5 protein-coding genes are annotated in these 5,094 nt (G+C 42.2%); 4 read left to right on the plus strand and 1 reads right to left on the minus strand.

The window, feature by feature from the left end; translation table 11 throughout:
• The coding region (locus tag L4C33_RS19550; RefSeq protein WP_428814072.1) for a DUF3360 domain-containing protein at positions 1-1,507 on the plus strand (1,507 nt) is incomplete at its 5' end.
• Positions 1,508-1,869: 362 nt separating this feature from the next.
• Positions 1,870-2,364, plus strand: coding sequence for a YcxB family protein (locus L4C33_RS19555; RefSeq protein ID WP_428814073.1), 495 nt, complete (start codon positions 1,870-1,872; stop codon positions 2,362-2,364).
• Positions 2,365-2,465: 101 nt separating this feature from the next.
• On the opposite strand, the gene L4C33_RS19560 is transcribed toward L4C33_RS19555, so the two are convergent.
• Positions 2,466-3,386 carry a LysR family transcriptional regulator gene (locus L4C33_RS19560; RefSeq protein ID WP_428814074.1) on the minus strand — a complete coding sequence of 307 codons (921 nt, stop codon included), beginning with the start codon at positions 3,384-3,386 and terminating at the stop codon, positions 2,466-2,468.
• 130 nt (positions 3,387-3,516) lie between these two features.
• On the opposite strand from L4C33_RS19560, the gene L4C33_RS19565 reads away from it, so the two are divergent.
• On the plus strand, positions 3,517-4,305 hold the full coding sequence (locus L4C33_RS19565) for a hypothetical protein (protein ID WP_428814075.1): 789 nt from the start codon (positions 3,517-3,519) through the stop codon (positions 4,303-4,305).
• A 67-nt stretch (positions 4,306-4,372) separates the two neighbouring features.
• Positions 4,373-5,094: DUF1254 domain-containing protein (locus L4C33_RS19570; protein ID WP_428814076.1), on the plus strand; the 722-nt coding region annotated here is incomplete at its 3' end.

A 5,094-nucleotide genomic window follows, 5' to 3' on the forward strand; every position in this document is an offset into this window, starting at 1 on the left:
GAGTAGTACTTTAGAGTCCGTACATATAGGAACAGATAAGCCTCAAGCCAATGAGGATGAACTCACTTATGAACAACAACATAAACCAAGATCGGAATTTGGTTCCCGAGAGCAATATTTAGAGAACGAACTACAAATCATGGCGCCTAAACGATGGCGTCCTAATCTGCCGTTTAAAGATTATCGATTTGAGATCGAAGATACCATCCCAGCTATGGCGGCTACCATTGGTAAGATTGTTATGGTGGGCGCTATTGCTGCAACCTTCGCCGGGGCTCTAGGGCTAAATGAAGGCTTTATTTTAGAAAATGTGCGTTATGAATTACTCATAGCGTCTGTTTTCATTATTCTTTTCTCCGGTTTTTTATTGCCGACCGCTAACCTAGCTGGTACACACGGCCCATTAATCCCTTTAATTCCTATTGTCGTTGCCGCAGGCGGACATCCGATGGCTTTTGGGTTGCTGATTGGTGCTTTTGGCTTAATTTTAGCCATCAGTAAAGGTGGTAGCATGTTGGCAAATCTCACAAGTAAAGGTGTGTGTGGCGGTTTATTACTCTACCTTGGTTTTGTAGGAACCGCTTCTCAAGTTAAAAAACTGTTCGCTTGGGCTGAGGGAATAGGTATGAGCCATATTTCTTTTGTCGTGATCTTTTGCACCATTATTTTATATGCTTTATTGGAACATTTTCGTAAGCGCTGGCTAGCAGTACCTCTTAGTTGCTTGCTGGGTGGCACTTTAGCTTTTGCCATGGGAGCCCCGTTTTCTTTTCAAACCGAGCCTGGTTTACCCAATATGAACCCTATGTATTGGTGGGGGGAAGATACAGGCTGGATGTTAGGCTTACCTTCGATTGAACATTTCATGGTGGTATTGCCCTTTGCTATTCTAGCTGTGGCTATGTGGTCGCCAGATTTTTTAGGGCATAAAGTGTTTCAAAAAATCAGCTATCCAGAACGTACAGAAAAAGTGCATATGAACATTGACGATACCATGACTACGGCATCAATTCGTCAAACGTGCGGCTCTCTGCTCGGTGGTGCGAATTTCACGTCTTCATGGGGTACTTATATTGTACCGGCGGCTATTGCTAAACGTCCTATCCCTGCCGGCGCTCTGCTGACGGCTCTGTTCTGTATAATAGCCGCTGTTTGGGGATACCCAATGGATTTAGCTATATGGCAACCTGTACTGTGTGTTGCACTAGTTGTTGGGGTATTTATTCCATTGCTAGAAGCTGGAATGGAAATGACTCGTGAAGGGAAAACCACCCAATCGGCAGCGATTGTTGTATTTTCTTCAGCGCTAGTTAACCCAGCATTTGGCTGGTCTCTCACCATGCTGTTAGATAACTTAGGCTTAGTGGGTTGTAAAGAACGTAGCAGTGAACTTAGTAAAATGAGCCGTTGGGTGTTGCCTGGTATTATGTTTATTGTGCTAAGTGGTGTGATGGCGTTGGTTGGTCTTCTACCAGGGATTCCGGCGATTATCCCAAGTTTCCGTTAACCTTTGAGAAAGAGTTATTGAATGCTTGATCCTTTCCATTATTGATCTTAATTATATGGTTAGGTGACGCTCTACACTCAGTAGGTTTGGTGTGGTTTTTGGTGCGCTTGTATTGGTATGGTAGCTATTACCCAACTGGGACTTAGCTTAGCCTCTGATGATATGTGTCACCAAATGCCACTGGTTATGGAATCTAAATATTAGCAAAGTGGATATGGGGAGAGTAGAACCTATCGGTATCATTGATTTACAAAAGATGATCAAAATAGCTAAAGAAAAAGTACCGAGAGGCTATACAATACCCGCGTTGCGAGATCGCAGCATAGAATACTCATTCACAGAAAACCTTAAAGTAACCACCTATGTCCAAAGATTTCGATTTCACCACAGAATACACCCTCGACAAGCCATTTTTTGCAGAGTGTTATGATCAAACTAGTCTTCCCGCTAAGTTTCCTAAAGCCTATCTGAAAGGAATGCTTTTCCTTGTTTTTGGTGTGGTCCTGTTAGAGTTTGAGCTATTGCCGAATGGCTACGTTGGTTGGTTTTTTATTGTTCTGAGTGTTATTGAGGCATTCAGTGTTTACTGCAAGAGAACCTGGTGGTTATGGCGACAAACAATCAGTTCTAGTTCAGGTAGCAAAGTGGTATTTCAAGTTGACTCTAGCGGTGTGAGTTATAAAAACGCTAAAAGCACCCGTAGCATTACATGGAGTGAAATCGACCAACTTCAACAAACCGACTTAGGCTTTATTCTTCATATAGGTAAACAGCGCCAATACGTCAGTAAATCTTGCTTAAACGATGAAGCAATAACGTTCATGGTAGACCAGCATACAGCAACAAAAACTAGTTAATAAAAAGCGAGCTTAAGTGGCTCGCTTTTTTGATTTTACACATTTGGAATCAAACAACTTGTTGATACACCCAAACGCTAGAGTATCGGTGGAATTAAGGCCTAATTGCTAGAGTGGTGTATCGATGTTTCGATAAGATCCAGCAACCATCTATATTTGACTGAATGCTGGTTCTTCTTATGTAAGTAAGCAAATACCTCTACTTGTTCGACACCATCTAACCCTTCAACTGAAATTGCTCGAATGTCATCTTTGTATTGTTCAATAACGGGTGGCAAGCATGGAGCAATAACATTGGTTTGTTTGACCGTTTCAATCAACCCTACGATTGAGGTCGTTCTAAGCGCCATATTTATCGCTTTGCCTTGGTTGATAACTTCTTCTTCTAATCGAGAGTTCCTGTTCTGCTCAAAGTAGGCAAGGTCGACGTGAGCGAAAGGGTAACCTAGTAGTGTATCTATATTTCCGGAAATTTGGGTATGTGGGTGCTCTTTTCTAACCGCTAATACAAAGTCCAAAGTGATCAAAGGGATGGCTATAATCTCAGGGGGCAGGTTATCGGTGTCAAAATGGATAACAAAATCAACCTTGCCTTGCTGTAGCTTTTCTAATGAGTGTTGGGAGATTGTATGGCTAATGAGGGTTGATTTTGGGCTGTTAGTTTGTATCTGCTCAAATAGGCTAGGGGTTAACCAGGGTAAAATATGTGGGTTAACTTCTAAGTGAAAATCGTCACTTAAAGCCGATGGGTTAAACAGTTTTTCTTCTTCGATCGCGATACTTATTCCTTCAAGCAAAGGAAAAACCTTTTCAAATAAGTTATCCGAAAAAGGAGTTGGTAAGAACTGCTTATTCGATAAAACAAACAACTCTTCACCTAACGACTCTTTGAGCTTTTTAATACTTTGGCTTACCGCAGGGGTCGTCACAAACAAATTTTCGCCCGCTTTGCGTAGGCTTTTTTCTTGATAGACAGTGACGAATACTTTCAACAGATTCAAATCAACATTGTTTAACTTCACAACATAACCATAAAGTTTTGCTTAACGAATTCTTAAGTTTATATGAATTTTCTTAAGTATGTCCACTTTGTATAGTTATTACTCTTTCACGCATTACATGGACGTAATGAGATAACTCTATGAGGTAACTATGCTATTACGTCGTTCCATTCTCTCCATTGTGGCTCTTTCATTTACAGGCACAGCCATTGCCGAAGAATCTGAAGTTCAAGACATGTCTGACCCTTTAGCTGTGTATACCCAAGGCGGTTTTGGTTATACGGATAAAGGCCTGAACTTAAAACTAGGCCAAACCTACGACACGGGCAGCGACACCACCATGGGAATGAATGTTCTTGAAATTAAGGGTATTGCTGGTGAAGCGATCGGGTGGAACAACCGAGGAGCAGATGACAGCATTGACTCCGTACGTTTTAGAAATTTTGGTGTGGATCTAACGAACGGACGCGGCTCACAGGTTGATGTGTCATGGGATTTCGATACCAATCAAGGTTCTGCTTCTTACAGCTTTATTCAGGCCCTCCCACAGATGGGTATGTTCAACTTCTATCCACTTGCTGGTGTTGGCGTTGCTGCGGGTGAAGAGCTTGGCGATACAACGGGCGGAGACTTAGGTGCTGACCAATTACGCGACCGCTACAACATGCACGGTACATTTTATGTGGCAGGTATGTACGGGAAAATGCAACTCACCGACAAGATTTGGCTGAACTACAACCCAATGTACTTGGGCACAATGTCTGGCTCTTCAACCTTCAAAGATTCTGGTTTTGAAGGCGATAGCTCTGTTCTTGCGCATGAGTTTGCGGCCAGCTACCAGGTAACCCCAGTAGCTAATGTTCGTTACTTTGCTAACTGGACAGAAAACACAGATTTTGAAGATGGTGACCACCGCATCGAATTCAACTACCAGTTTTAATGATTTTTGAGGGCAACACATGAAAATTTTATCTAAAGCGATTTTATCGACATTCGCGATAGCTTCAATGTCGACACTGGCGCAAGCCAATATCCCAACAGAAACAATTAATACTCGTGCTGGCGAGTTCAACTTTGAAAAWAGCTATTTACACGGTATCCCAACACAAGATAGTTCAAATAAACTTTTTGAACTAATGGACTTCCAACGTGCTTCTCAGGCGTATATTTGGTCTGTACCGCTTGTATCAAATTACGCATGGAAAGCCGCCTATGAAAAAATGGGTTCAGAAGATGGCCAAATTACTTACGTTGAGTCTCACCAGTCCAAATTAGGAGGTTTGACTTACAACACCTCTACACCATACGCAATCACGTGGTTTAATGTTGAAAAAGAGCCTGTTGTCATTGAAATTACAACAGATGAGCTGCGTGGYGCTGTTCATACTATGTGGCAAATCGGCATCTCGCAAATGACCGAGCCTGGCACTTATGTCGTAAAAGCGAAAGGTAGTGAAACACCTAAAAATTTGCCAGAAGGTGCAAAGGTTTTAGAATCTGATACCAATTATGTGTTCTTTGGCGTTCGCTTAATGGCTAAAACTCATGATCAACGAATGGCTGATCTGAATGACCTTAAGATAACCAATTTGAAGGGTAAGCCGCTAAGTTCAAAAGGCGTGAATTTCCCAGAAATTGGTGCAGATGCAAAGCAACCAAGAGGCATGGCATTTTGGGATACCTTAAACGAAGCCATTCAAGCTGAACCTGTAGCGGATCGTGATCGCAT

The organism is Vibrio makurazakiensis (assembly GCF_050337375.1).
In the GTDB taxonomy this organism is placed as follows: Bacteria; Pseudomonadota; Gammaproteobacteria; order Enterobacterales; family Vibrionaceae; genus Vibrio; species Vibrio makurazakiensis.